Annotated in this window: 19 protein-coding genes; 11 read left to right on the top strand and 8 right to left on the bottom strand. The window is 60.4% G+C overall.

Annotated features, from left to right (window positions below; genetic code table 11):
• The first annotated feature begins 110 nt into the window (after nt 1-110).
• Together AB3G88_RS22960 and AB3G88_RS22955 are read left to right on the top strand one after the other, a co-directional pair.
• Nucleotides 111-1,259: a pyridoxal phosphate-dependent aminotransferase gene (locus AB3G88_RS22960; RefSeq protein WP_480451795.1), complete on the top strand. Its 1,149-nt coding sequence runs from the start codon at nt 111-113 to the stop codon at nt 1,257-1,259.
• Nucleotides 1,247-2,038, top strand: a complete 792-nt coding sequence (locus AB3G88_RS22955; protein WP_480451793.1) for an amidohydrolase — start codon at nt 1,247-1,249, stop codon at nt 2,036-2,038. The genes AB3G88_RS22960 and AB3G88_RS22955 overlap by 13 nt, the downstream gene beginning before the upstream one ends.
• Nucleotides 2,039-2,171: 133 nt before the next feature.
• On the opposite strand, the gene leuA is transcribed toward AB3G88_RS22955, so the two are convergent.
• The 4 genes from leuA to AB3G88_RS22935 form a co-directional block, all read right to left on the bottom strand.
• The gene (leuA, locus tag AB3G88_RS22950; RefSeq protein WP_400530362.1) at nt 2,172-3,851 is read right to left on the bottom strand and encodes a 2-isopropylmalate synthase; all 1,680 of its coding nucleotides are present in this window, start codon (nt 3,849-3,851) and stop codon (nt 2,172-2,174) included.
• A 324-nt stretch (nt 3,852-4,175) separates the two neighbouring features.
• On the bottom strand, nt 4,176-4,997 hold the full coding sequence (locus AB3G88_RS22945) for a M23 family metallopeptidase (RefSeq protein WP_112196671.1): 822 nt from the start codon (nt 4,995-4,997) through the stop codon (nt 4,176-4,178).
• A gap of 3 nt (nt 4,998-5,000) precedes the next feature.
• Nucleotides 5,001-6,380: an exodeoxyribonuclease VII large subunit gene (xseA, locus tag AB3G88_RS22940; RefSeq protein WP_480451790.1), complete on the bottom strand. Its 1,380-nt coding sequence runs from the start codon at nt 6,378-6,380 to the stop codon at nt 5,001-5,003.
• 10 nt (nt 6,381-6,390) lie between these two features.
• The gene (locus tag AB3G88_RS22935; protein WP_480451788.1) at nt 6,391-7,281 is read right to left on the bottom strand and encodes a LysR family transcriptional regulator; all 891 of its coding nucleotides are present in this window, start codon (nt 7,279-7,281) and stop codon (nt 6,391-6,393) included.
• 99 nt (nt 7,282-7,380) lie between these two features.
• Between AB3G88_RS22935 and AB3G88_RS22930 the strand changes: the two genes are divergently transcribed.
• From AB3G88_RS22930 to guaA, 4 genes are all read left to right on the top strand, one after another.
• Nucleotides 7,381-8,148 carry a sulfite exporter TauE/SafE family protein gene (locus AB3G88_RS22930; RefSeq protein ID WP_099585602.1) on the top strand — a complete coding sequence of 256 codons (768 nt, stop codon included), beginning with the start codon at nt 7,381-7,383 and terminating at the stop codon, nt 8,146-8,148.
• Between the two features lie 143 nt (nt 8,149-8,291).
• Entirely contained in the window at nt 8,292-8,840 is a 549-nt protein-coding gene (locus AB3G88_RS22925) for a sugar ABC transporter ATPase (RefSeq protein ID WP_099585601.1), read from the top strand.
• A 104-nt stretch (nt 8,841-8,944) separates the two neighbouring features.
• On the top strand, nt 8,945-10,414 hold the full coding sequence (gene guaB / locus AB3G88_RS22920) for an IMP dehydrogenase (protein ID WP_017478674.1): 1,470 nt from the start codon (nt 8,945-8,947) through the stop codon (nt 10,412-10,414).
• Nucleotides 10,415-10,496: 82 nt separating this feature from the next.
• Complete coding sequence (gene guaA, locus AB3G88_RS22915) at nt 10,497-12,074, top strand: glutamine-hydrolyzing GMP synthase (RefSeq protein ID WP_112196667.1); 1,578 nt, start codon at nt 10,497-10,499, stop codon at nt 12,072-12,074.
• A gap of 99 nt (nt 12,075-12,173) precedes the next feature.
• Here the strand turns inward: guaA and AB3G88_RS22910 are convergent, their stop codons facing one another.
• The 4 genes from AB3G88_RS22910 to treR form a co-directional block, all read right to left on the bottom strand.
• Nucleotides 12,174-14,480 (bottom strand): autotransporter family protein, encoded by a 2,307-nt coding sequence (locus tag AB3G88_RS22910; protein ID WP_480451786.1) that lies wholly within the window; start codon nt 14,478-14,480, stop codon nt 12,174-12,176.
• A 409-nt stretch (nt 14,481-14,889) separates the two neighbouring features.
• The gene (locus tag AB3G88_RS22905; protein ID WP_480451784.1) at nt 14,890-15,792 is read right to left on the bottom strand and encodes an alpha/beta hydrolase; all 903 of its coding nucleotides are present in this window, start codon (nt 15,790-15,792) and stop codon (nt 14,890-14,892) included.
• A gap of 77 nt (nt 15,793-15,869) precedes the next feature.
• Nucleotides 15,870-17,942, bottom strand: coding sequence for a TerD family protein (locus tag AB3G88_RS22900; RefSeq protein WP_480451782.1), 2,073 nt, complete (start codon nt 17,940-17,942; stop codon nt 15,870-15,872).
• A 344-nt stretch (nt 17,943-18,286) separates the two neighbouring features.
• Nucleotides 18,287-18,991: a trehalose operon repressor gene (gene treR, locus AB3G88_RS22895; RefSeq protein ID WP_099585597.1), complete on the bottom strand. Its 705-nt coding sequence runs from the start codon at nt 18,989-18,991 to the stop codon at nt 18,287-18,289.
• A 226-nt stretch (nt 18,992-19,217) separates the two neighbouring features.
• On the opposite strand from treR, the gene treP reads away from it, so the two are divergent.
• The 5 genes from treP (at nt 19,218) to AB3G88_RS22870 (ending at nt 26,495) form a co-directional block, all read left to right on the top strand.
• Nucleotides 19,218-20,660 (top strand): PTS system trehalose-specific EIIBC component, encoded by a 1,443-nt coding sequence (treP, locus tag AB3G88_RS22890; RefSeq protein WP_158877189.1) that lies wholly within the window; start codon nt 19,218-19,220, stop codon nt 20,658-20,660.
• A gap of 77 nt (nt 20,661-20,737) precedes the next feature.
• Nucleotides 20,738-22,375 carry an alpha,alpha-phosphotrehalase gene (treC, locus tag AB3G88_RS22885; protein ID WP_480451779.1) on the top strand — a complete coding sequence of 546 codons (1,638 nt, stop codon included), beginning with the start codon at nt 20,738-20,740 and terminating at the stop codon, nt 22,373-22,375.
• 64 nt (nt 22,376-22,439) lie between these two features.
• Nucleotides 22,440-23,660: a maltoporin gene (locus AB3G88_RS22880; protein ID WP_112196649.1), complete on the top strand. Its 1,221-nt coding sequence runs from the start codon at nt 22,440-22,442 to the stop codon at nt 23,658-23,660.
• Nucleotides 23,661-23,709: 49 nt separating this feature from the next.
• Entirely contained in the window at nt 23,710-26,214 is a 2,505-nt protein-coding gene (gene ptsP, locus AB3G88_RS22875) for a phosphoenolpyruvate--protein phosphotransferase (protein ID WP_480451777.1), read from the top strand.
• A 2-nt stretch (nt 26,215-26,216) separates the two neighbouring features.
• Nucleotides 26,217-26,495, top strand: a complete 279-nt coding sequence (locus tag AB3G88_RS22870; protein ID WP_191947302.1) for a PTS sugar transporter subunit IIB — start codon at nt 26,217-26,219, stop codon at nt 26,493-26,495.
• Nucleotides 26,496-26,538 lie beyond the last annotated feature (43 nt).

Raw genomic sequence — 26,538 nt, 5'->3', positions numbered from 1 at the left:
CGCTGCGAGAGAGGGCTCCTTTGGAGCCCTTTTTTGTGGCCGGCGGTTTGTCGCTTGACCTGCTTGCGACTTGCAGCTTAAAACTTGCAGCTCACCTGCAGGGGCCTCCGATGATCACCAGCAAGCTGCCGAACGTTGGCACAACCATCTTTACCACCATGTCGCAACTCGCAGCCGAAACCGGCGCGCTCAACCTGTCCCAGGGCTTTCCCGATTTCAATGGCCCCCAGGCGTTACTCGATGCGGTGGGCAAGCACGTTGCCAGCGGGCACAACCAATATTCCCCGATGACCGGCCTGCCAGCCCTGCGCCAACAGGTCGCGGCCAAGATCGCCCGCAATTACGGCGCCGCAGTTAACCCTGACAGCGAAGTAACCATCACCCCTGGCGCAACGGCAGCGATCTTCTGCGCGATCCAGGCGGTGATTCGCAACGGCGATGAAGTCATCGTGTTCGATCCCTGCTACGACAGCTACGAGCCCTCGGTCGAGCTGGCCGGTGGTCGCTGCTTGCATGTGCAACTGAGCCTGCAAGGCTTTGCGCTGGACTTCGAGAAGATCAAGGCCGCGTTGTCGCCGCGTACGCGCATGATTATCCTCAACACTCCACACAACCCCACCGGTGCCCTGATCAGCCGCGCCGAGCTGGACCAGTTGGCCGAATTAATCCGCGACCGCGATATCTACCTGGTCAGCGACGAGGTCTACGAGCATCTGGTCTTCGACGGCGTCCCCCACGTCAGCGTGCTGGCCCACGAAGAGCTGTATCAGCGTGCGTTCGTGGTCAGCTCTTTTGGCAAGACCTACCACGTGACGGGTTGGAAAACCGGCTACGTGGTCGCGCCACCGGCCCTGACGGCCGAGCTGCGCAAGGTGCACCAGTACGTCAACTTTTGCGGCGTGACGCCATTGCAGTTCGCGCTGGCTGACTTCATGGCCGACCACCCGGAGCACGTCGACGAATTGCCTGCGTTCTATCAGGCCAAGCGCGACCTGTTCTGTGACCTGCTGGCACCGTCACGTTTCAGTTTCAGCCGGGTGACCGGCACGTACTTCCAACTGGTGGATTACTCACAGATTCGCCCGGACCTGGATGACGTCGCCATGTCCCTGTGGATGACCCGCGAACACGGCGTCGCGACCATCCCGGTCTCGGTGTTCTACCAGAACCCACCCCAAGGCCAGCGCCTGGTGCGCCTGTGCTTTGCCAAACGCGAGGAGACGCTGCGCCAAGCAGCTGAAAAACTATGCGTGATCTGAGTGCGCTGCCCAACCTGTCTCTCGCCCTGGTCCAAACCACCCTCGCATGGCACGACCGTCAGGCCAACCTCGAACACTTCGACCTGCTGCTGGAGCAGGCCAGGGGCGCCGACCTGATCGTACTGCCGGAAATGTTCACCACCGGATTCTCCATGGCGTCGGCCACTCTCGCTGAACCGGAAAACGGTCCTACCCATCGATGGCTCCGGGCCCAGGCGGTCAAATACAACGCCGTGATCACCGGCAGTGTGATCATCCAGGCCGCCGACGGCAGCCACCGCAACCGCCTGCTGTGGGCACGACCGGATGGCGAGGTGCTGCATTACGACAAGCGCCACCTGTTTCGTATGGCCGGCGAGCACGATCACTACACTCCCGGCGAACGGCAGGTACAGTTTGAATTGGAGGGCTGGCGTATTCGGCCGCTGATTTGCTACGACCTGCGTTTTCCGGTGTGGAGCCGCGATGCCCAGGACACGGACCTGCTGCTGTACACCGCGAACTGGCCGGGAGCGCGGCGTCAGCACTGGAACCGTTTATTGCCGGCGCGTGCCATTGAAAACCTGTGTTACGTGGCGGCAGTCAATCGGGTGGGCACGGATGGGAAGGGCTTTGCCTACACCGGTGACAGCCAGGTGTTGGATTTCCAGGGCGAAACACTGCTCAGCGCTGGAGAGGCGGACGGGGTGTTTCAGGTCTGCCTGGATGCAGCCGAGCTGGCGGCCTATCGCAGCAAATTTCCGGCGAACCTGGATGCCGATAGTTTTCAGTTTGTCTGACCACAGGGAAACGCATTCCAAATGTGGGAGGGGGCTTGCCCCCGATGAGGACCTCACAGACACCGCAAATATAAATCCCAACAAAAAGGCCCCTGAGTTCTCACCCAGGGGCCTTTTGCGTTTCGGCGGTCAGTTACGCCGCTTTCGCTTCCAACTGGCTCAGCGAGCGATTCAGCGCGCTGAACACCGCCTTGAAGCTGGCGGTAGTGATGTTTTCATCAATGCCCACGCCATGCACCGGACGCTCGCCATTCACACGCAATTCAATGTAAGCGGCAGCCTTGGCGTTGGTACCCGCGCCGATCGCGTGTTCGTTGTAGTCCATGATCTCCACCTTGATCGGCAGGGCGGCGACCAGGGCTTCCAGGGTCCCATAGCCCTTACCGTGCCAGCGCAGGTTGGTTTCGCCTTGGCCTTTGCCCGAGACTTCCACTTCCACCGAGCTGTTGCCGTTTTCTTCCTGCAGGCGATGGCTGACCAGCGCGTACGGAGTGTTGGCCTGCAAGTATTCGCGTTGCAGCAAGGCGTAGATCTGCGGAGCGGTCATCTCCAGGCCCACGCGGTCGGTTTCGGCCTGTACCACTTGGCTGAACTCGATCTGCATGCGACGCGGCAGGCTGATGTCGTATTCCTGCTCCAGCAGGTAGGCGATGCCGCCTTTGCCCGACTGGCTGTTCACACGGATCACCGCCTCGTAGCTGCGGCCAATGTCGGCCGGGTCGATCGGCAAGTACGGCACTTCCCACAGCGCATCGTCTTTCTGCTGGGTGAAGCCCTTGCGGATCGCGTCCTGGTGGGAGCCCGAGAACGCCGTGTGAACCAGATCACCCACATACGGATGACGTGGGTGCACCTGGATCTGGTTGCATTCTTCGACGACCTTGCGCACGCCGTCGATGTCGGAGAAGTCCAGCTGCGGGTCGAGGCCCTGGGTGTACATGTTCAAGGCCACGGTGACCAGGTCGACGTTACCGGTACGCTCGCCATTGCCGAACAGGCAGCCTTCGACACGGTCGGCGCCGGCCATCAGGCCCAGCTCGGTCGCGGCCACGCCGGTGCCACGGTCGTTGTGGGTGTGCAGGCTGATGATCACGCTGTCACGGCGGTTGATATGGCGACCGAACCACTCGATCTGGTCGGCATAGATGTTCGGCGTGGCGCATTCCACGGTGGCCGGCAGGTTGAGGATCATCTTGTGTTCAGGCGTCGGGTTCCACACCTCGATCACGGCGTCACAGACTTCTTTGGCGAATTCCAGCTCAGTGGCGCTGAAGGTCTCCGGGGAGTATTCGAAGGTCCACTGGGTTTCCGGCTGCTGGGCCGCGTATTTGACGAACAGCTTGGCCGCGTTGACCGCGATGGCCTTGATACCGTCCTTGTCTTGGTTGAACACGATGCGGCGGAAGGACGGCGAGGTGGCGTTGTACAAGTGCACGATGGCTTTCTTGGCGCCGCGCAGGGATTCGAAGGTGCGTGCGATCAAGTCTTCACGGCCCTGGGTCAGCACCTGAATGGTGGTGTCCTCGGGGATGTGGTTGTCTTCGATCAGGGTACGTACGAAGTCAAAGTCGGTTTGCGATGCGGCGGGGAACGACGCTTCGATTTCCTTCACGCCCACGGCGACCAGCGTCTTCCAGAAACGCAGTTTTTTCGCCGCGTCCATCGGCTCGATCAGCGACTGGTTGCCATCACGCAGGTCGGAGCTGCACCAGATCGGCGCTTCGGTGATGGTCTTCGACGGCCAGGTGCGGTCCGGGATATCAATGGTCGGAAACGCGCGGTACTTCGAAGACGGGTCTTTGAGCATGCTCATCGGGAAATCCTTTGTTGTAGGGGCCGAGAAAAGGCGGCCTGCCGTGGAACTGTTTTTGGGGATAAGGCGTAGAGACGAGGCAGATCGATTCAGCCTGGCAGTCGTGCGCTGACGAGGCACAGGCTGCGGTGCTGGCGGAGCTGAATGAGGGTGTGAGAGGTTTTCATAAGCTCAACCCTAACCGCCGGGGTGAAAGATGGCAAGCAGTCGAAAAAAATTGAGAGAAGTTCTGCTATTTGCGTAGGAATCGAGATTTTATGCCTGGGAACGTTGCAAGCGCTGAATTTAATTGCGCGTGCTTTGCAGCGCGCGCAATCGGGGCACTCAGGGCTGGAACGCGCCGATAAAGATCGCCGGGTCCACCCGTGCATCGTTGAGGCTGATGTTCCAGTGCATATGTGGCCCGGTGGCGCGGCCCGTCGCGCCGACCTTGCCTACCACCGTCCCGCGCACCAGTTGCTGGCCGACTTTCACGTCGATCTTCGACATATGACAGAACATGCTGATAAAGCCCTGGCCGTGGTCGACGAACACGGTGTTGCCATTGAAGAAGTAGTTGCCGACCAGGATCACCTTGCCGTTCGCCGGCGTCTTGATCGGCGTACCGGCCGGCACGGCGAAATCCAGGCCCGAATGCGGGTTGCGTTCTTCACCGTTGAAGAAGCGACGCACGCCGAACTTGCTCGACAGCGGCCCGTTCACCGGTTTATCCAGCACCAGGTTGCTCGGCAGGTTGGGGCTGAAACTGCGGTAGGCCTTGAGTTGCACGGCCAGTTCGCCTTCGATGCGCTTGAGTTGGGCCGGGTCGGGGTTGACCTGGCTTTTGTTCTTCAGGGTGATGCGCTGTTCCGGGTATTTCTTGTAACCGACGATAAACGGCAGGCTGCGGCTACCGCTGCTGATGCGCTCGTTGCCCGGCTTGACGCTCAGCGGAATGCCGACAATCGCCAGCCAGTTGTCCTGTTCCTTGACCACCAGCACCGGCTTGCCTTGATAGGTCGCTTTCGGTGCAGCGGCCGAAGGGCCCAGGTCGACCACGGCCACGCCACCTGGCACCGGTTTGTTTAATGTACGGCTGATATAACTATCGGCGTGGGCATTAAAGGCAAGGCACAGCAGCATCAACAAGCTAAAGAGACGAGGCATCAATCAATCCAATAACGAAAGGGTGACGGGTGTCAGGTGGTTGTCTTCCACCCGCACTTGCAGCTGGCCTTCACCGAGACGCGCGGTGAGGCGTTGGCCGGTGTGGGTTTGCGCCGCGTTGCGAATGGCCTGGCCGCGCTCATCCAGCAAGATGCTGTAACCGCGAGCCAAGGTTGCCAGCGGGCTGACCACCTGCAACGTCTGTACCTGGCTTTGCAGTTGCAGACGACGGGCCTTCAGGCCTTCGCGCATGGCGCGGGGCAGGCGTTCGGCAAGGCTGTCCAGGCGCTGGCGCAATAGGGCCAGTTGACGGCCGGGGTGCTGGCCGGCGAGGCGGGTTTCCAGGCGGATCAAGCGCTCGCGCCGGGTATTGAGGCTGCGTTCGAAGGCGCGGCGCAGGCGCATGTCCAGGTCATCCAGGCGCTGGGCCTGCTGGCGCAGACGTTCGCCCGGATGACGCAAGCGCCGGGCCATGCCTTCGAGGCGTAGGCGATCGTGGGCCAGGCGATTGCGCATCAGCATCACCAGGCGCCGATGCAGGTTCTCGACCTGGCGCACCAGATGGCTGGCGTCCGGGGCCAGCAACTCAGCGGCGGCAGACGGCGTAGGGGCGCGCACGTCCGCCACGAAGTCGCTGATGGAGACATCGGTTTCATGGCCGACGGCGCTGACGATGGGCGTGACGCACGCATCCACTGCGCGGGCGACGGCTTCTTCGTTGAAGCACCAGAGGTCTTCCAGAGAGCCGCCGCCACGCGCCAGGATCAGTGCGTCAAAGCCACGGGCGTCGGCGAGTTTCAGCGCCCGCACAATCTGCGCGATCGCTTCACGACCTTGTACGGCGGTGGGGATCAAGGTCAGCTCAATGTTCGGCGCCCGGCGGCGGAACACGCTGATGATGTCGCGGATCACCGCGCCGGTGGGCGAGCTGATAATGCCAATGCGCCGAGGATGGGCCGGCAGCGGCACCTTGCGCTCGGCACTGAACAGGCCTTCGGCGCTGAGCTTTTCCTTCAGCGCATCGAACGCCAGGCGCAGCGCGCCATCACCGGCAGGCTCCACCGTGTCGAGGATCAACTGGTAGTCGCCACGGCCCTCGAACAGCGAGACCTTGCCGCGCACCTTCACCGCCAGGCCATCCTTCAGCGCCTGGCGCACCCGTGCGGCATTGTTGCGAAACAACGCGCAACGCACCTGGGCGCCGCTGTCCTTGAGGGTGAAATACACATGGCCGGAGGCCGGGCGGGCGAGGTTGGAGATCTCGCCTTCGACCCAGATATTGGTGAACACGTCTTCCAGCAACACCCGCGCACGGCCGTTGAGTTGGCTGACAGTCAGGACTTCACGGTCCAGGCCCAGACGGGCAAAGGGGTCTTTAATCATGGGCGGCAGTTTATAGGCATTCGTGCAAGGTTTGACAGAACTGCACCACCAGGCGACTCGGCACCTGCGGGCAGGCCAGGGCCACGGTGCTCAGGCAATCCGGGTCAGCCAGGGCTAAAAAGTGCACATTGGCGGGGGCGATGTCCTGCATGGATTTTGGTAACAGGGCAATACCGAAGCCGGCCTGGATCAACTGTAGCTGAGTGGTCTTACGTGATATGACCCGCGCAGCCTTGGGGAAAAATCCGGCGCGCATGCAGAGTTCGGCTGACAGATAACTCAGTCCACCACGCTGTGGATGGGGGATCGAGATAAACGCTTCATCCTTGAGCTGCTCCAGGCCGACGGGCTCGTTGCTACTTGCCAGTCGGTGATTCGGCGGCACCGCCAGCAGCAATTGCTCCTTATATAAAGGCTCCACACGTACCCCTTCACGCTGGCGCAGCACCGGCAGCCGTAACAGGCCGACGTCCAGGCGACCGTCGGCGATCTCCTCCAGTTGCGCTTCCGAGGACAGCTTGACGATGTCCATCGAAACGCCGGGGCAGCGCTCCAGCCACGTGCTGATGCCCTGCAATAACACGCCGCTCATCGGCACGGTGCTCGAATGGCTCAGGCGCAGGGTGCCGAGTTGGCCGTTGCCGACCTGGGTCGCGGTTTCACTGGCCTTGAGCAGCTCGCTCAGCAGGTTGCGGGCCCTTGGGTAGAACGCTTCACCGGCCGCGGTCAGGCGTGGCTGGCGCGCAGTGCGTTCGAACAACGGCGTTTGCAGCTGGTTTTCCAGCTCCTTGATCTGTCGGCTCAGGGCCGATTGCGCCACGAACAGGCGTTCGGCGGCGGCGCTGAAGCTGCCGCTGTCGGCAATTTCGACGAAGTAGCGCAATTGGCGAGTGGTAATCACACGTTATGCCTTTTCGAGATGGGTGGAGGGCTTTGACGATATTAGTCGCAACCCTCGCTGATGGCTAAAGTGATGGCTATCTCTTTCAAGGAATTCGCCATGAGCCCGGTTGAGCTGATGAGCCAGTGGTCGTTTAGCGGTGTGGAGTGGCTGGTGATCGGCCTGGGCGTGGTAGTGGCCTATATCGTGTTCGGCATTGCCGGCTTTGGTACGGCGTTGGTAGCGGGGCCGATCCTGATTGTGTTTATGCCGCTGTCGAAGATCATCCCGCTGCTGGTGCTGCTGGATTTTGTCGCGGCGTTTGGTGGCCTGCTGCACACGCGACGGGACGTGAACAAGCCGGAGCTGCTGCGATTACTGCCGTGCATGGCGATTGGCTGCACCCTGGGCGTGGTGTTTTTGCTCAACTTGCATTCGGACCTGTTGCTGCTGTTGATGGGGCTGTTTATCAGCGCCTATGCGATTTACAGCCTGGCGGTAAACGCCCGGCCCACGCAACTGGCAGCGGGGTGGTCGATCCCGATGGGCACTGTGGGCGGGCTGTTTGGGGCGTTGTTCGGCAGTGGTGGCTTTTTATATGCCATCTACCTGAACAGCCGCTTGCCCAAGGACGCGGCACGCGCGACCCAAAGCGCGTTGATCAGTTGCAGTACGGTGGTGCGCCTGAGCCTGTTTTTGATCGCCGGGGTGTATGCTGATCTGCCGCTGCTGATGTTGGCACTCTGCCTGTTGCCCGCGATGGCCCTGGGGCTGTGGTGTGGGCGCAGGCTGACGATGCGCATGTCCCGTGAAGCGTTTGTGCGCTTGGTGACGTGGCTGGTGCTGGCCAGCGGCATTGCATTGATTGGGCGGTACTTGAGCACTTGACCTGATTTCTTCAGGGATTAAGCTGCCGTCCTCCCGGGCCTCATCGCGGGCAAGTCCCCTCCCACATTTGAAGGTGTTCACAATTCAAAATGTGGGAGGGGACTTGCCCGCGATGGCGTCAGCAGCCACACCGCAGGCCTTTCATGAATTCCCAAAGCATCCTTGTCCCCAAAATCTCCACCTTGCCCGTCCACGAACCCCGCGCCCGGGCCATCGTGCGCTGGCTGGTGCGCAAGAACATCATCAAGGAAGAACTCACTACCTGTGGCCGCACCGGTAACCGCATGGCCTACGCCCTGGCCGACGGCGCCCGCGCCGTGGTGCTGCACCCCGAGGCGCTGCCGTTCAACGAGCCGGTCAATGGCCTGGAGATCATCTACAAACGCTGCATCTACACCCCGGCCAAGGGCTTTCTCGAAGAAGCCGGCTGCCCGGAATGCCGCAAGGAAGTCGGCGAAGCGCTGTTCGAAAGCCTGGAGGACTGGATGCCCGGCCATACCGACAACTTCACCTGCCCGCTGTGTGGGCATGAAGATGACATCAACGGGTTTCTGTTCCTGCAGGCGTGCGGGTTTTCCAACCTGGGATTCATCTTCAACAACTGGGCGGAGGCGGGGTTCAAGCAAAGCTTTATCGACGAATTTGCCGATTGGCTGGACCAGAAGATCAGTTGGGTCAAGGTCGAGCTTTAATCCATCTATCAGTATTACCAAGTTTGTCAGAGTTTTACATTGAGCCCGACAGGGTGCATGTATATAATGGCGCGCTTCCATTTTCCCGCTCGGGAGCCCCCGCGATGCTGCGTATCAGCCAAGAAGCTCTGACATTCGACGACATTCTCCTAGTGCCCGGTTATTCCGAGGTGCTTCCTAACGAAGTCAGTCTCAAGACCCGCCTAACCCGTGGCATCGAGCTGAATATTCCCCTGGTTTCCGCTGCGATGGACACCGTTACCGAAGCCCGCCTGGCCATTGCCATGGCGCAGGAAGGCGGTATCGGGATCATCCACAAGAACATGACCATCGAGCAGCAAGCTGCCGAAGTGCGCAAGGTCAAGCGTTACGAAGCCGGTGTGGTGAAAGATCCAATCACCATCGAAGCCGACGCCACCGTGCGTGACCTGTTCGACCTCACTCGTCTGCACAACATCTCCGGTGTTCCCGTGCTGCACGATGGCGACCTGGTCGGCATCGTCACTTCCCGTGACGTGCGTTTCGAAAACCGTCTTGAAGTCACCGTCCGCGAAGTGATGACGCCTAAAGAGCGCCTCGTCACTGTCAAGGAAGGCGCCGACAAGAACGACGTACGCGAACTGCTGCACAAGCACCGCATCGAGCGCGTGCTGATCGTCGACGACAAATTCGCCCTCAAAGGCATGATGACCGTCAACGACATCGAAAAAGCCAAGGCTTACCCGCTGGCCAGCAAGGATGACCAAGGTCGTCTGCGCGTAGGTGCTGCGGTCGGTACCGGTAAAGACACCGGCGATCGCGTTGCCGCCCTGGTTGCTGCCGGTGTGGACGTGGTGGTGGTCGACACCGCCCACGGTCACTCCAAAGGCGTGATCGACCGCGTACGTTGGGTCAAGCAGAACTTCCCTGAAGTCCAGGTGATCGGCGGCAACATCGCCACCGGCGCAGCGGCCAAGGCCCTGGCCGAAGCCGGCGCGGATGCCGTCAAGGTCGGTATCGGCCCAGGCTCGATCTGCACCACGCGTATCGTCGCCGGTGTGGGCGTGCCGCAAATCAGCGCCATCGCCAACGTCGCCGCAGCCCTTGAAGGCACCGGCGTACCGTTGATCGCCGACGGCGGCATCCGTTTCTCCGGTGACCTGTCCAAGGCCATCGTAGCCGGTGCTTCCTGCGTGATGATGGGCTCGATGTTCGCCGGTACCGAAGAGGCGCCAGGCGAGATCGAACTGTTCCAGGGGCGTTCGTACAAGGCTTACCGTGGCATGGGTTCGCTGGGCGCCATGTCCCAGGCTCAAGGCTCGTCCGACCGTTACTTCCAGGACTCCTCGGCAGGCGCCGAGAAGCTCGTACCGGAAGGTATCGAAGGCCGTGTGCCGTACAAAGGCACACTGAGCGCCATCATCCATCAACTGATGGGCGGCCTGCGTTCCTCGATGGGCTACACCGGCAGTGCCGACATCGAAGAAATGCGTACCAAGCCTGAGTTCGTGCGGATCACCGGTGCCGGTATGGCCGAGTCCCACGTCCACGACGTACAGATCACCAAAGAAGCGCCAAACTACCGCGTAGGTTGATGCTTCCTGCAAATAGTTAAGTAACCGGGGCTGTCTTTTTCAGCCCCGAGTTGTTTCTGATTCATTAGACGAGACTGATCTCATGGCCCTCGACATTCACGCCCACCGCATCCTGATCCTCGACTTCGGTTCCCAGTACACCCAACTGATCGCCCGCCGCGTGCGCGAAATCGGCGTGTACTGCGAACTGCATCCGTTCGACATGGACGACGAAGCGATTCGCGAATTCGCACCGAAAGGCGTCATCCTCGCCGGTGGCCCCGAGTCCGTGCATGAAGCCAACAGCCCGCGCTGCCCGCAAGCCGTATTCGACCTGGGCGTGCCCGTCTTCGGTATCTGCTACGGCATGCAGACCATGGCCGAGCAGCTGGGCGGCAAGGTTGAAGGTTCCGAACTGCGTGAATTCGGTTATGCCCGTGTAGACGTGGTCGGCAAGAGCCGCCTGCTGGACGGCATCGAAGACCACGTCGACGCCGACGGCCTGTTCGGCCTCGACGTGTGGATGAGCCACGGTGACAAAGTCACCAAGATGCCGGAAGACTTCCACATCCTGGCCAGCACCCCGAGCTGCCCGATTGCTGGCATGTTCAGCGATGAGCGTCGCTACTACGGCGTGCAGTTCCACCCGGAAGTGACCCACACCAAGCAAGGCGGCCGCATCCTGTCGCGCTTCATCCTCGACATCTGCGAGTGTGAAGCCCTGTGGACCCCGTCGAAAATCGCTGAAGACGCCATCGCCAACGTGCGTGCCCAGGTCGGCACCGACAACGTGCTGCTCGGCCTGTCCGGCGGCGTTGACTCCTCCGTGGTTGCCGCGCTGCTGCACAAAGCCATCGGCGACCAACTGACCTGCGTCTTCGTCGACAACGGCCTGCTGCGCCTGCACGAAGGTGAGCAAGTGATGGCCATGTTCGCCGAGAACATGGGCGTCAAGGTGATCCGCGCCAACGCCGAGGACCAGTTCCTCAACAACCTGGCCGGCGAGTCCGACCCAGAGAAGAAGCGCAAGATCATCGGTCGTACCTTTATCGACGTCTTCGATGCCCAGGCCAAACACCTGGACAACATCAAGTACCTGGCCCAGGGCACCATCTACCCCGACGTGATTGAGTCGGCCGGCGCCAAGAGCGGCAAGGCACACGTGATCAAGTCCCACCACAACGTGGGTGGCCTGCCTGAGGAAATGAACCTCAAGTTGGTAGAACCGCTGCGCGAACTGTTCAAGGACGAAGTCCGCCGTCTGGGCCTGGAACTGGGCCTGCCGTACGACATGGTCTACCGCCACCCATTCCCAGGCCCGGGCCTGGGCGTGCGCATCCTCGGTGAAGTGAAGAAGGAATACGCCGACCTGTTGCGTCGCGCCGACCACATCTTCATCGAAGAACTGCGCAAGGCCGACTGGTACCACAAAGTCAGCCAGGCCTTCGTAGTGTTCCAGCCGGTGAAATCCGTCGGCGTTGTAGGCGATGGCCGTCGTTACGCCTGGGTCGTGGCCCTGCGTGCCGTAGAGACTATCGACTTCATGACGGCGCGCTGGGCGCATCTGCCGTACGAACTGCTTGAGACCGTTTCCGGTCGCATCATCAATGAGATCGAAGGCATCTCGCGCGTTACTTATGACGTGTCGAGCAAGCCGCCGGCGACGATTGAGTGGGAATGATCTTCAACAACCTGTTTTATAGGTAAGAGATCGCTTTACCATCAGCCTCAAACAACAAAACCCGCCTTGGCGGGTTTTGTTGTTTTTGGCGAAGACGTATCAGAAATCGTAACGCACGTTCGCAGTAAAGGTGTCCGCGTCGAAACCACTGCTGGTCAGGTAGTTGTACATCCCGCCCACGGTCCACGCGCCCACGCGGTAGTTCGCGCCCAGTCCCAGCTCGTAACTGTCGCGCGCGGGTGTCGCGCCTGTGGTGGTAAACGGTGTACCGCCGAGTACGAAGGTGGAGGTAGTGTTGGCCTTGTCACCGATGAAATCGTGCCAGGCCATCAACTTGGCTTCGGGTTCCAGGCTGCCCGCGCCTACGTCAAAAGCGGCCGCCAGACGGGCGCCCAGGCCCATTTCGCCGGTTTCATAGCGCTGCTTGCCGACGTTGAGGGCCGCCGAGCTGCCTTTTTCACGGTACGAATCAATCGATACGTTGGCATAGCGCGCACCGATCTGTGGTTCCAGCAGCCACTGCTTGTCGAGCTGGAACGTGTAGCCTGCCAGTGCGTTGATGCCGAAGATCTCACTGTCGTAGTTGGCCTTGGCGCGAGTACCGGCGATGTAGCGTTTGGACTCGTTGTCGTTCCAGCCGTACATCAGCGAGGTGTCGACAAAGAAATTGTCGCGGGCCCAGTTGCCGTACAAGGTCAGTGCATGGCCGCTGACGTCGGTCTTGTTGCCCAGGTCGGATTTGACGTCGCTGGTCAGGTAGCTGTAGGCCAGGCCCACGGTTGTCTCGGTGTTGAGCTTGCCGTCGGCACCCACGGCGATGCCATTGGTGTTGGCGTCGTATCCATCGATACCGTGGCGGCTGTCTTGGTTGGCATCGCTGGACAGCGCTTGCAGCCATACGCCTTGTTCTGCCAGGACATCACCGGATGACAGACCGCTACGCGCTTTACTGGCCCGGCGGTTGATGGCGCCTGCGACCAGGTTCTGGCTGTTGGTCGCGGCGTTGATCGCCCCACGACTGACGTCCGGGGCCAAGCTTTCGGCCAGTTTGGCCAGCTCTTCGCTGGTGGCGGCGTTGGCGAAACGCTGGAACACCGGGTCGCTTTCGTCCATCTGGCCCAGGACCGTGTTTTTGAACGGCTTGATGGCGTTCACCGCGTTGCGCGAACCACGGGCGCCCAGCAAGTCTTGCGTGATCACCTCATCACTGCGGGTGGCAACCAGTGCTTTGACGTCCTGACCGTCAATGCCGAAGTTCCTCACCTCAAGCAGCGCCGAGGAGGACACCACGGACAGGTTCTGCGGGTCTTCCCAAGTGCCGGAGTTGATAAGGGTGTAGCGGGTGCCCTGGGCCGGCGTGCGGAAGTCGTCGGAGCGAGCCTGCAGTTCGATTTGGCTGCCTGCAGAGAAGTAGGTATTGCCGGTGACTTTCAGGATCGGCGCATTGGGCAGTGTGTTGTTGTCCAGCAACAGGCGCAGGCGCGCAGTGGCGCTGTCCAGGTCGAGGTCGCCCGCAATCGTCGTCTGCGGGCGGAGCAGCGTCAGGCGGCCATCGCCGATATCGACGTACCCCGCGCGGATGGTCGAGCCATCGAACATCGCGTCTCCACGCACCAGTACGCCGCTCAAGCCCAGCACGTCACCTTTGACCTGACCACCTTCCCAGTAGAAATACGAAGATGAGGCATTGTCGTCGTCCACTGAAATGGCTGCCGTGCCGCCTTCGATCAGGCCGCCTGTTTGCATGATGGAGAGGCTGTTGGAACCGCCGGATGTGTCGAGACTGCGAAAGCGGATACCGATGCCTTCGGCGGAGATAGTCCCGCTGTTGTTGATATCGCTCTTGGCGGGAGCGCCTGCGATTTGACCGGTAAAGCGGGCTTTCTCGATGTCGATACCCATAGAGTCGATGCCGCGCGCGGTGATAGTGCCCGAGTTATTGATGCGCGCTTGGGTCGAGGTGATCAGCATGCCTTCGGCTTGTTCGCCGGTCACAGTGATGTTGCCATTGTTGTTTACTTCACCCGCGATGGTCGCCAGATATACATCCAGCCCGACGACGGCATTGCCGCTCACCGTAATGTCGCCATTATTTACCAGGTCGCCAGCGACGTTGGAATTGAGGGTCATGGCGATACCGGACGGGAATTCGGTGGGGGTCGCGGCCGTCACATTGATTTTGCCTTGGTTGACCAGGTTGCCCGCCAGGTTCACGTTGGTCAGCATTACACCTGCGTTTTGCGACGTCCCGGTGAAGGTGGCGTTATTGAAAACATCGCCGGAGCTGCTGTATGCCCCTGTGCTCAGGTCGTAATTGAAGTCGGGTGCGGGGGCGGCATGTACGGCGGTAGTGGCAGTTGCGACGGACAGGGCCAACAACGAGCGGCGCAGGTGGGAAATGTTCAAGGCAGTATCCTTACAAGGTAGAAAGCTGACAGGGAACTACCTACGCGTCAGCGTCTTTTTTTGGCTTCCCTGCCAGCTTGTCAGTGAAATGCTGATTCAAGCGCGCCGAAATTTACACGATGCTTGTAGGGAAATTCATCATAAAAATGACCAATGACGAAAAAGAAGCCAAAAAATGCGACGCTCCAGCTATTTTTTGAGTCCTTATTGGATTACCCGGCAATAATCGGAACTTAGGGGTGGTGTTGCGGTCGCGCTTGGTGAAGCCGCCCTCATTTAGGGACTCCGCCGAGTATCAGATAAATCCAGGTCGCTTGGTTTAGGGCCGCTTCACGCCCAGCGGGACAAGCCCGCTCACCACAGATGTTCGCAAGCCATCAAAAAAAGTTGTGTGGAATACCTCTTTTTTCTAGGAGGGAGGGCATCCGGGTGTTTTTGAACGGACCGGCGCGCCGTTGATTTCAGGAGGCCTATGCGCCAGCGGCGTTTTAACCCACCGGCTCCATGCCGCTTCCCACCCCCTGTCATGGCTTGCTCCGGCTACATGCACGCTTTGGGAGAGGGGCGAGCCCAGCGCCTGTTGGTAGCTGGCAGCTAAGCCAGCTGGAATAATCTGGTCCTCTTCCCCGATCAGATGACGCTGGGGTATTAAGACGAGTCGATCACGATAGTCCAGCGGGTCCAGTGAACCGTCGAGTGGCGACAGCCCTTTCATCGTCGCCCACAGGCGAGGACTGAGATTGCCGGCAAGGGTTTGCACCTGGGTAACATCACTGCGCTGCGCCGCTAACAATAAGGCGAGAGCGGCGCCACCTGAATACCCCACCAGTTCGAATTCGCAATTGCCGTATCGCCGTTTCAATTCGTCCAGCCCCTGGCTGAGGCGGATGACCACTTGCTGGGAAAATCGTCGATGGGTCCAGAGTGCTGGTTGGCAGGCTGCGGTCATCAGGAACTGGCAGGGGCGTGCCAGGTAGGCATTTGGTGTTGGATCACTGACCGCCAGCCGGGGCACTAACAGATGGTGCGGGCTCGGATCCAGGCTGGGTTGAGTGGCCGTCGCCCACGCATGGCCATCGCCCTCCAGGTAGACACGCAGACGCGTCGTCCTTTCTGCAATGCGTGGCGCAAGTATGAGGAGGGGGAAGGCATGCCCCGGCAGGACCTCCAATTGCCGGCCGTGTTCGTCAGCCAGTTGTTGCAGTGCCTCGCGCGGCGACTGGCAGGCGATTAGAAGCGCGCTGACCATCACTATCGAGGCTTTATAGAAGCCGGTCAGTGTTCGGCAACGGGGAGAGTATCTGCTCGTCATATGCGACCTGGGCAATGGAGGCATCGCCATTGAAGGAAGAAAGAACTGCCATGTTCAATGAGCGCCAAAGGCTGATATCAAAGAAACCCTGATCGAATCAAATCCGTATCGAACGGTGTTACCCCTTGATCAGGCGCAAACACCGCCTGTGCCTGCTGCGGTGAAGTCACGCGTTCTCCCCGTGCGCGAGCATGTAAATCGAACAGGGTCTCCAAATCTGGCCTAGGAGTATGTACCAAAGCTCGCAGCATCAACGATACCCCACTCAGGTTGTTCTGGACGTTGTTCCACCGCGCCGATGAAGTGAGCCCCAAATCGGCCCAGATCATGCGTCGTTCCTGCACATCCATCACGAATGGCAGACAGATCGCTGTGTCGGATGTGATATCGATACGGTCGACTACGGAGCGCGGCTCGAATACTTCACCTGACGCCACATCGGCGCGGGCCATCCAGCCCGCGAAGCATTCTGGAAGATCGCAATAAGGTTGTTCGGTGTATGAGTTGATAGACGTGACGACATAGCGGATACCTTTCTTGACGAGCACATCAAGGTCAAGGTCGATGAACTCCGAAGCCCCTTTGGGAGCGTCGACGATGTCGCCGCTGTGGTAGCCGCCGTAACCCTTAAGGTTGTAGTAAGCGACCGTTTCTTTGAACACGAAGTTGGCGTCGAAAAACGCTGCGGACAAGTCGATGTCTGTGCGTCCGCCACCGTTTTTCCACCACAGGAACAGGCGGATGAAGCGTGTCTCTGGCATAGGCAACCGACTGCCCCGCACCAGCGTACGTAGTGACTTCGATGAGGCACGTTGCGCGAGCGGCACCTTGTATTCGCGTAGTGCTGGATCAATGAAGCAGCGGCCCAGTGGCGGTAGCGACGCAAAGCGCGTGACGAGAGCGTCCTCGCAGATTCTGGCTGCACGCGCCACTACATCGCAAGCGAGCGGTTCGCGTCGATCCTTGATGCCATAGATTTTGGCAAGTGCGCCTTTCGGGATGAAGGCCCGCAGGGGCAGGGGGCGCGGCGCACGCAGTAGGGCCAGCAACTGCAGCAGGACAGCTGAAGACACTTGGGCCGCAACCGCCTCGAACGCGTCGAGAACCGACTCGGGTTCCGCCGCACGTCGCAGGGTCGCATCCAGCCGCCGTGCGAATTCGCCAGGACGGCTCTGCAGTATGGGCGTAAGCGCGGCTATGTGCCGCTGGGCAAACAGTGTCTCGACACGTGACCCAAATGAAGCTGGCGCTTCGTTGCGACGTGCTGCTGTGATGGCCGCTAGCGCTTGTGGGTATTTATCGGAGTAGTCGCCCGGGTGCAGTACCTCCGCCAGGCGTTTCCATCGCTCGGCATGGCGCATCACATCTTCTACAGCATTGGGTATTTGGTCGAGCAGGCGCAACAGCAGGCGGCGTATTGATCGCTTCATCGCGGTGAAACGGGTCGAAGCGTTCGCCAGTGACACGTCTGCGCCACTCAGTGCGACAGCGAGTCGTAGCACGTCAGTCGCCGTTTTGACGTTTCGCTCAAGGAACGCGTCCACCCGTGCATCGCCGGCGACATGCAGGACCAGTGCGCCGCCAATCTGTGCACGGATCTCGCGGAACGGGACGACCTCAGGCAGCAGACGGAACACATCGCTTTTGTACTCGCGGATAAACCAGGCGACATCCGCAGCGTCGTCTTCGGAGAGCGAGGTGCGCGCTGAAACCAGCGGCGCGAGCAGTGACTCGAACTCAGAGACGCTCCCCGGTTCGATAACGCGGGATATGAGGTTGCCTTCCAGCAATGCAGGTCGAGAGTGTTCAGCAGGTGGTAAACGCCAAAGCGTCAGGTAGTGCATGACAGCGTTAAGGTACAACTCTGCCTCTGAGGCCTTCAGAACCTGCTCTGGAAAGTCAGGATAAAACGGCTGATGGTGTACATGAGCGCCCGTTCTGCGCCGGAGAACTCCAATAATGTCGACCAGCCAGTGCTTGAGTTCTGTCGCTGACAACGTGCCGATTTGCTCAATCAGAGGCTCTGATAACACGCATCGGAACGCCGCGACCTCCCGGACAGCCGACGCGACCTGGGCGCGCGTGGCACCGCCAGTGCCCGTCGGGACGTGAACTTTGCTACGGCGACGCAGGAACAGCTCCTGATTCATGCTTGATTTTCTCCCTGGCCGCCGTCGTGGACGAGATGCAGGATTGTTCTGCTGATGTAAAAACGCCTGCAAGAAGCAGGCGCGGTGTGGAGAGCGGAACCCCTAGGTCATAGGAGGTTAGAAGGAAGGTGTTCCATAGCCACATGGGCATTCTAGGTTGGGTCGAATCTGTTTGTCAGCTCGCTTCGGATCTCAAAGGTAACAAGCTGCTTCTCCAGGAAAATAAGGAGCGGTAGATGCCGAAGTGAATAAATTTTCGGGCCATGAAACAAGGGAGTTATCCACGGAGCCCTGGCAACGATATCCTCCATGTCTGCCGTAATTCCAATGCCGGAAGCTCGCACTCACCGCCGCGCAATATCCGAAAAGTAAAACTTATCCAACGTATGCCGCGACTCGGTGTACTCGAACTGCCTTCCATCCTGCAAAAACGTCTGGTTGCTCACCACGATCACATGGCTTTGGCCGTCGAGGTCGAGGTGTGCCTGGTCGTCCTTGCTGCGCGGCAGGGCTTCGATGGTGCGTTGCGCGTAGCTGATCTGCAACTGCAGCGTTTGCTCGATAAATGCGTAGATCGACTGCTCGGCAATCGCTTGGTCGAGACCGGGGATCAGGTCGGCGACAAAGTGGTTGATGTCGAGAATCACCCGTTTGCCGCCAATGCGCCGTACCCGTTTGATCCGCGTGATCAGGCTGCCGGGTTCGGCTTCGATGTGTTGCTGCAGGGGGCCTTCCAGCGGGAACTGGGTAAATTCGACTACGTCGGTGTGTACGTCATCGCCCAGGTCGGCGTGGGTTTCGTGGAAGCTGACGATGCCGCCCAGTTGAAATTCAATCGGGTTGGGGGACAGCACGAACGTGCCCTTGCCGTGGATTTTTTGCGCAAAACCGCGTTCCTGCAACTGCTCGATGGCGCGACGCACGGTGCCACGGCTGGCCTGGTAGCTGTCCATCAATTCGGTTTCGGAAGGAAGGCGCGTACCGCGTTGCAGGCGTTCGGTGGTGATGCTGGCAAGCAGATCCGTGTAGATCTGGTTGTATTTGCTCATGGGGATGGCTCTGTGCCCGACTGTTTGTAAGTGAACTGTGCGTTCAAGGCAGGAACCTTAGTGGCAGCGGTGGGGTTTGTCCATTGACCCTTGGTAAACCCAAAAACGATATTTTCCAAACTCGTACAGACGAGTTGTTGCTTTAACTCGTACAGACGAGTACGTTTGGCATCGGCGTGCTGCCAATGACTGCCCTCAAATAAAAAAATCAAAGTGGAAACCAAGCATGAGCCACGACTATTCGACGATCGCCCGCGAGATTCTTGAGAACCTCGGCGGGCGCGACAACCTTGAGCAAGCCGCCCACTGCGTCACCCGCCTGCGCCTGGCGCTCAAGGACCCCAGCCTGGTCAATAACAGCGCGTTGAACCAGGTCGATCTGGTCAAAGGCTCGTTTTTCACCGGTGGTCTGTTCCAGGTAGTGATCGGCCCCGGTGAGGTGGAAAAAGTCTACGCCGCCCTGCGCGAACAGACCGGCCTCGCCGCCTCGACCATTGCCGACGTGAAGAAAGCCGGCGGCGACAAGACCAACCCCATGCAGCGTCTGGTGCGGGTGTTCTCCGATGTGTTCATGCCGATCCTGCCCGCGCTGATCATTGCCGGCCTGTTGATGGGCATCAACAACCTGATGGGCGCCAAGGGCATGTTCATCGAGGGCAAGACGCTGCTGGAGGCCTATCCGAACCTGGATGGCCTGTGGAGCCTGATCAACCTGATGGCCAACACCTCGTTCGTGTTCCTGCCGGCGTTGGTGGGCTGGTCGGCGGCCAAGCGGTTTGGCGGCAGTGAAATCCTCGGCATCGTGCTCGGCCTGATGCTGGTACACCCGGACCTGCTCAATGCCTGGAACTACGGCAAGGCCGTGGCGGGGCTCGACGGTCAAAGCCTGCCGTACTTCGATATTTTCGGCTGGTTCAAAATTGAAAAGGTCGGCTACCAGGGGCAGATCCTGCCGATCCTGATGGCCGCCTACGTGATGAGCGTGATCGAGAAATGGCTGCGCGCCCGTGTGCCGAATGCCATTCAATTGTTGGTGGTGCCGATCACCACCATCGTCGTCACCGGCGTGCTGGCGCTGGCGATCATCGGCCCGGTGACACGTCACCTCGGCATCCTGATCACCGAAGGCGTGGTCACCCTGTTTGACCTGGCGCCGATGCTCGGCGGGGCGATTTTCGGGCTGTTGTATGCACCGCTGGTAATCACCGGCATGCACCACATGTTCCTGGCCGTGGACCTGCAACTGATCTCGACCCAGGGCGGCACCTTTATCTGGCCGATGATCGTGATGTCCAACCTGGCCCAGGGCAGCGCTGCGCTTGCGGTGTTCTACATGACCCGCAATGCGCGGGACAAAAGCATGGCCTCGACCTCGGCGATTTCCGCGTACTTCGGCATCACGGAGCCGGCGATGTTCGGGGTGAACCTGCGCTTCAAGTTTCCGTTTTATGCGGCCCTGGTGGGCTCGGCGCTGGGCAGTATTTTCCTGTCGCTGAACAAGGTCCAGGCGTCGGCCATCGGCGTGGGTGGCTTGCCTGGATTTATCTCGATCGTGCCGCAATCCATCGCGATGTTTGTGATCGGGATGGTCATCGCGATGGTCGTGCCGTTTGTTCTGACCTGTGCGTTGAGCATGAAGATTGTTCGGCCTGGTTATCGGGTTGCCTGATCGATTGCTGTCGGGGGCAAGCCCCCTCCCACAGATTTGAATGCACTACCAACACCCAACCAACTGAAGGACCCCCCATGCACCAATCGGTGATCTACCAGATCTACCCCAAAAGCTTCCACAGCCACGCGGGTAACGCCACCGGTGACCTGCTGGGCATCGTGGACAAACTCGACTACCTCCAATGGCTGGGCGTGGATTGCCTGTGGATCACCCCGTTCCTGCGCTCGCCGCAACGGGACAACGGCTACGACATCAGCGACTACTACGCCATCGACCCCAGCTACGGGACCATGGCCGACTGCGACCTGCTGATCCACGAGGCGGCCAGGCGCGGTATCAAGTTGATGCTTGATATCGTGGTCAACCACACCTCCATTGAGCACGAGTGGTTCCAGCAGGCGCGCAGCAGCCTCGACAACCCGTACCGCGACTTCTACATCTGGCGTGACCAGCCGAACAACTGGGAATCCAAGTTCGGCGGTTCGGCCTGGGAATACGAGGCGCAAACCGGCCAGTATTTCCTGCACCTGTTCGACCATACCCAGGCCGACCTCAACTGGGACAACCCCAAGGTCCGTGCCGAGGTGTTCAAGTTGATGCGCTTCTGGCGTGACAAGGGCGTGGGCGGCTTTCGCCTGGACGTGATCAACCTGATCTCCAAGCCTGCCGATTTTCCCGAAGACACCAGCGACGGCCGCCGCTTCTACACCGACGGTCCCCACGTGCATGAATACCTGCAAGAGATGCACCGCGAAGTCTTCGAAGGCCATGACCTGATCAACGTCGGCGAGATGTCGTCCACCAGCCTGGAACACTGCATTCGTTATTCAAATCCTGCGTCGAAAGAACTGTCGATGACCTTCAATTTTCATCACCTGAAAGTGGATTACCCGAACCTGCAAAAGTGGATAAAGGCCGACTTCGATTTCCTGCAACTCAAGCGGATTTTCTCCGACTGGCAACTGGGCATGCAGGCCGGTGGCGGCTGGAATGCGTTGTTCTGGTGTAACCACGACCAGCCGCGTGTGGTTTCGCGTTTTGGCGACGACGGCGAACACCGCGTGGTCTCGGCCAAGATGCTCGCTACGGCGCTGCATTTTCTCCAGGGCACACCGTTTGTGTACCAGGGCGAAGAGTTGGGCATGACCAATCCGGGCTTCGAGCAGATCGAGCAGTACCGCGATGTGGAGACCCTCAACATCTATCGCCTCAAGCGCGATGCCGGTGAATCCCAGGCGTCGAGCATGGCGGCGATCATGCAGAAGTCCCGCGATAACGGGCGCACGCCGATGCAGTGGAATGCACGCGCCAATGCCGGTTTCAGCACGGGCGAGCCATGGATCGGTCTCCCGGCGAATGCCGCGCAGATCAACGTTGAGCACCAGCTCGATGATCCCGATTCCGTACTGCATCACTACCGCGCGCTGATTGCCTTGCGTCGTCACGAACCGCTGATCCAGGAAGGCGTCTACCGCGAACTGCTGCAGGACCATCCCCAGGTGTGGGCGTACCTGCGCGAGGGCCAGGGCGAGCGGCTGCTGGTGCTGAACAATTTCTATGGCAAGCCCTGCGCCATTCAGCTGCCTGACGACGTGATCGGCGCGGCAAGTGAGCAACGCCTGCTGATCAGCAACTACCCCGATTGCCCGCTGCGAACGGCCTCGGTCGTCCTGCGTCCCTACGAATCGTTCGTGCTGCATCTTAAGGACTAAACCCGGAACTCCCGTGGGGGCGCAGGGTGCTTCAAAAAACATAATAAAAATATCGGAGTGCTTCATGAAAACAACAATAAAGCTGGGCCTCGTTGCATCCTGCCTGAGCCTGCCTCTCGGCGCTCAGGCCCTGGAATTTGCCGGTTACTTGCGCAGCGGCGCAGGCACGTCGACCGGCAGTGGTCCGCAGCAATGTTTCCAACTGCCAGGGGCGCAATCCAAATACCGTCTGGGGAACGAATGCGAGCAATACGCCGAACTGGAACTGCGCCAGGACTTGCTGACCCTCGATGATGGTTCGGTGTTCAGCGTCGATGCGATGGCCTCGCTGTACAACAAGTACGACCGCGAGCTGAAATTCCAGGGCGAGAACAACGGCTCGGCGCGCATGCCACAGATGTATGCGCAGTGGTCGAACGTGCCCGCCCTCAACGGCGGTTCGCTGTGGGCCGGTCGGCGTTACTACAAACGTAACGACATCCATATCTCCGATTTCTACTACTGGAACCAGAGCGCCACCGGCGGCGGTATCGAGGACGTGCTGATCGGCGACCTCAAGTACAGCTACGCCATTTCGCGCAAGGACAACCTCTACCAAAAGGAATACGCCACCCGTCACGACTTCAACGTCGCGGGCTTCAAGACCAATCCTGGCGGTGAGCTGGAACTGGGCTTGAGCTATATCGAGAAGGCCGGTGGCCGCGATACCAACAGCGGTTGGGCGTTGACGGCGCAGCATGTGCAAAAGCCTTTCCTGGGGGGCAAGAACAAGTTCGCGTTGCAGTACGGCGAAGGTCCTGGCACCGGCCTGGGTTACACCGGCAATACCTTCCTGGATAACAGCAGCAAAAGTTATCGCGCGGTGGAGTTTTTCGATTGGCAGGTCACGCCGCGTTTCGGCGGGCAGGTCGAGGCGGTGTATCAGAAAGATATCCGCCCCGGCGGCCAGGACCAGACCTGGATGTCCCTCGGCGTGCGCCCGGCGTATGCCATCAGCGAACAATTCAAACTCGTCACCGAACTGGGCCACGATCAAGTCGACGCCAGCGGCGGCACGCGCAAGCTGAGCAAATTCACCTTCGCCCCGACGTGGTCGCCCAAAGGCCCGGATTTCTGGGCACGGCCGGAAGTGCGCTTGTACTACACCTACGCCACCTGGAACGAAGCGGCCAAGCGCGCAGCGAATGAACTGGCGGCGGGGTCGGCATTGTCCGACACCGGGTCGTACGGCACCGCACGGCATGGGTCGAATTTTGGTGTGCAGGTCGAGTACTGGTGGAAGTAATCCTTCTTCTGCTCAATGATTTTTACCGAACAAAACAGCAGGTGACGTCATGATCCCATCGAAACCCTTGGAACTGCTGGCGCCCCTGTCCGGGGTGCTGCTGGCGCTGGATCAAGTGCCGGACCCGGTGTTCGCCAGCCGCATGATCGGCGACGGCCTGTGCATCGATCCCACGTCGCAGACCCTGTGCGCACCATTGGGCGGGGTGGTCAGCAATATTCAGGACACCGGGCATGCGGTCAGCATCACCGACGACAACGGCGTGCAGGTGTTGATGCATATCGGCCTGGACACCGTGAACCTGGCGGGCAAGGGCTTCACCCGATTGGTCGAGGAAGGCCAGCGGGTCGAGGCCGGCGAGGCGCTGATCGAATTTGACGCCGACTACGTGGCGCTCAATGCCCGTAGCTTGTTGACCCTCATGCTGGTGGTCAGCGGCGAACCGTTCACCCTGCTGGCCAGTGGCGTGGTCGAAAGCGGCCAGCCGCTGCTGGCGTTATCCCCAGCGCAGGCGCTTGACGTGGCAAACGAGGAGGAGGGCGATGCGCTGTTCTCCAAACCGTTGAGCCTGCCCAACGCCAATGGCCTGCATGCACGCCCGGCGGCGGTGTTTGCCCAGGCGGCGAAGAGCTTTAACGCGAGCATTTACCTGCACAAGCAAACCCAGAGCGCCAACGCAAAATCCCTGGTGGCAATCATGGCGCTGCAAACTGTGCAGGGCGATACCTTGCAAGTGAGCGCGGCAGGGGACGATGCCGAGGCGGCGATCCAGGCCTTGGTGGAATTGTTGACGCAAGGCTGTGGCGAGACGGTCGCGGTACCGGCTGTGGTGGTTGAACCTGTGGTGTCGGCGCCTGTGTTGCGGGGTGTGTGCGCATCGCCGGGTTCGGCGTTTGGTCAGGTGGTGCAGGTGGCGGAGCCTGACCTGGATATCCCTGAAAAGGGCGCGGGCGAAGAGGCCGAACGTGCCACGTTGGCGCACGCGCTGCGGGCTGCCACCGAAGCGCTGCAAACCTTGCAGGCCAAGGCTGTCGGCAGTGCCCAGGCGGAGATTTTCCGCGCTCATCAGGAACTGCTCGAAGACCCGACCTTGTTGGAACACGCCCATGGCTTGCTCGCCGAGGGTAAGAGCGCGGCGTTTGCCTGGCATGGCGCCACCGCTGCCACGGTCAAGTTGTTCCAGGGATTGGGCAATGCGCTGATCGCCGAGCGGGCAGCGGACCTGGCCGATGTTGGCCAGCGTGTACTCAAACTGATCCTGGGCATTGAGGACCGCGCCTGGGACCTGCCCGAGCGCGCCATTCTGATCGCCGAGCAGCTGACCCCGTCGCAAACCGCCAGCCTCGACAGCCAGAAGGTGCTGGGGTTTGTCACGGTCGGCGGCGGTGCGACCAGCCATGTGGCAATTCTCGCCCGTGCCCTGGGCCTGCCGGCGATCTGCGGTGTACCGGAGCAGGTGCTGGCGCTGGCGAACGGCAAGCAGGTCCTGCTGGATGCGGATAAAGGCGAGCTGCACCTGGCGCCGAATCTGGCCGAGATCGAACGGTTGGACCTGGCTCGTCAACAACAGGGGCTGCGGCATCAGCGCGATGTGGCGCAGGCTGCGTTGCCCGCCATCACCCGCGACGGTCATCACGTTGAGGTCACGGCCAACGTCGCTTCGTTGCAGGAGGTGGAGCAATCCCTGACCCTCGGCGGTGAAGGCGTCGGCCTGCTGCGTTCGGAATTCCTCTACCTCGACCGCAACCGTGCACCGAGCCCGGAGGAGCAGGCCAGCACCTACACGGCCATCGCTCGCGCCCTGGGTACTGAGCGCAATCTGGTGGTGCGCACCCTGGACGTGGGCGGCGACAAACCGCTGGCCTACGTGCCGATGGAGGCCGAAACCAACCCGTTCCTGGGCTTGCGCGGTATTCGCCTGTGCCTGGAGCGGCCGGCGCTGTTGCGCGAACAGCTGCGTGCGATCCTCGCCAGCGCCGGGCTGGCGCGGCTGCATATCATGTTGCCGATGGTCAGCCTGCTGTCGGAACTGCACCTGGCTCGCAGGATTCTCGAAGAGGAAGCGCTGGCATTGGGGCTGAGCGAACTGCCGAAGCTGGGGATCATGATCGAAGTGCCCTCGGCGGCGTTGATGGCCGACGTGTTTGCGCCCCATGTGGATTTCTTCTCCATCGGCACCAACGACCTGACCCAATACACCCTGGCCATGGACCGCGACCATCCACGGCTGGCCAGCCAGGCCGACAGCTTTCACCCGGCGGTATTGCGCTTGATCGCCACCACGGTAAAGGCCGCTCATGCCCACGGTAAATGGGTCGGCGTATGCGGCGCGTTGGCGTCCGAAGCGCTGGCGGTTCCGCTGTTGATCGGGCTGGGGGTGGATGAGTTGTCGGTCAGTGTGCCGTTGATCCCGACCATCAAGGCCACCGTGCGCGAGCTCGACCTTGCCGACTGCCAGAGCATCGCCCGCCAGGTGCTGAGCCTGGAAGAGGCCGCCCAGGTACGCGAAGCCTTGCGTGACTATCAAACAGCTACCGTTGTGCTGGAGAACTGAGCATGTTGGATAAATTGAAACAGGCGTTCTGGAAAGCCCTGACCCCGGACTTGATTGCCGAGACGGTCGAGGCACCGACGCAAAGTCTGTTGTCGGCCGACGTGCTGAGTGCATTGGGTGGCGTGGCTAACGTCAAGTCACAACAGCATGTGGCGCTGACGCGGGTAAGGGTGCAGTTGCAGGAGGCGGGGCGATTGGATGAGGCGGCGTTGAAGGCGACGGGTGTAGCGGGAGTGATGGTGTTATCGGACGGCGTAGTCCACCTGCTGACTGGATTATAAGACGACGTTGATCAAGGTTGAGCCATTTGAATGAGGTGCAGTT

It is taken from the genome of Pseudomonas arvensis (genome assembly GCF_056688935.1).
The sequence above is the reverse complement of the archived record's forward strand: the minus strand, read 5'-3'. Positions and strand labels throughout refer to the sequence as shown.

Coding starts and splice junctions, on each gene's coding strand:
- AB3G88_RS22960 (WP_480451795.1), top strand. CDS start 111: ATGATCACCAGCAAGCTGCCGAACGTTGGCACAACCATCTTTACCACC.
- AB3G88_RS22955 (WP_480451793.1), top strand. CDS start 1,247: ATGCGTGATCTGAGTGCGCTGCCCAACCTGTCTCTCGCCCTGGTCCAA.
- leuA (WP_400530362.1), bottom strand. CDS start 3,851: ATGAGCATGCTCAAAGACCCGTCTTCGAAGTACCGCGCGTTTCCGACC.
- AB3G88_RS22945 (WP_112196671.1), bottom strand. CDS start 4,997: ATGCCTCGTCTCTTTAGCTTGTTGATGCTGCTGTGCCTTGCCTTTAAT.
- xseA (WP_480451790.1), bottom strand. CDS start 6,380: ATGATTAAAGACCCCTTTGCCCGTCTGGGCCTGGACCGTGAAGTCCTG.
- AB3G88_RS22930 (WP_099585602.1), top strand. CDS start 7,381: ATGAGCCCGGTTGAGCTGATGAGCCAGTGGTCGTTTAGCGGTGTGGAG.
- AB3G88_RS22925 (WP_099585601.1), top strand. CDS start 8,292: ATGAATTCCCAAAGCATCCTTGTCCCCAAAATCTCCACCTTGCCCGTC.
- guaB (WP_017478674.1), top strand. CDS start 8,945: ATGCTGCGTATCAGCCAAGAAGCTCTGACATTCGACGACATTCTCCTA.
- guaA (WP_112196667.1), top strand. CDS start 10,497: ATGGCCCTCGACATTCACGCCCACCGCATCCTGATCCTCGACTTCGGT.
- AB3G88_RS22905 (WP_480451784.1), bottom strand. CDS start 15,792: ATGACGAGCAGATACTCTCCCCGTTGCCGAACACTGACCGGCTTCTAT.
- AB3G88_RS22900 (WP_480451782.1), bottom strand. CDS start 17,942: ATGAATCAGGAGCTGTTCCTGCGTCGCCGTAGCAAAGTTCACGTCCCG.
- treR (WP_099585597.1), bottom strand. CDS start 18,991: ATGAGCAAATACAACCAGATCTACACGGATCTGCTTGCCAGCATCACC.
- treP (WP_158877189.1), top strand. CDS start 19,218: ATGAGCCACGACTATTCGACGATCGCCCGCGAGATTCTTGAGAACCTC.
- treC (WP_480451779.1), top strand. CDS start 20,738: ATGCACCAATCGGTGATCTACCAGATCTACCCCAAAAGCTTCCACAGC.
- AB3G88_RS22880 (WP_112196649.1), top strand. CDS start 22,440: ATGAAAACAACAATAAAGCTGGGCCTCGTTGCATCCTGCCTGAGCCTG.
- ptsP (WP_480451777.1), top strand. CDS start 23,710: ATGATCCCATCGAAACCCTTGGAACTGCTGGCGCCCCTGTCCGGGGTG.
- AB3G88_RS22870 (WP_191947302.1), top strand. CDS start 26,217: ATGTTGGATAAATTGAAACAGGCGTTCTGGAAAGCCCTGACCCCGGAC.